The organism is Microvirga pakistanensis, from assembly GCF_004458765.1.
Taxonomy (GTDB): domain Bacteria; phylum Pseudomonadota; class Alphaproteobacteria; order Rhizobiales; family Beijerinckiaceae; genus Microvirga; species Microvirga pakistanensis.
In genome coordinates this window covers 1-223 of record NZ_SPJX01000627.1, presented here as the reverse complement: position 1 = coordinate 223, position 223 = coordinate 1, and the positions used below count along the sequence as shown (strand labels likewise).

The following is a 223-nucleotide window of genomic DNA, read 5'->3' as shown; positions in this document are numbered from 1 at the left end:
GCCATCGCACCGCCAATCCTGTCTCATGGTGCGTCACGAGAAGGCCCGCGCCGTGCAGGGCGTGGGTGCCTCCCCAGGAGCTCGGCCTGGGCCGGGGCAGACCAAGAGGGAAGATGACGCGCCCATCGGGCTTCAAGCGATCGATCCAGGCATCGGCGGGCTTTTCGACGGAAAAGTTCACATAGACCGCATCGACATCCTCGCGCGGCCATCCGGCGCCGTC

1 pseudogene is annotated in these 223 nt (G+C 66.8%); it reads right to left on the bottom strand.

What is annotated here, in order from left to right:
• Positions 1 to 223, bottom strand: a pseudogene (locus tag E4K09_RS29465) (protein-L-isoaspartate O-methyltransferase); the annotation flags it as partial.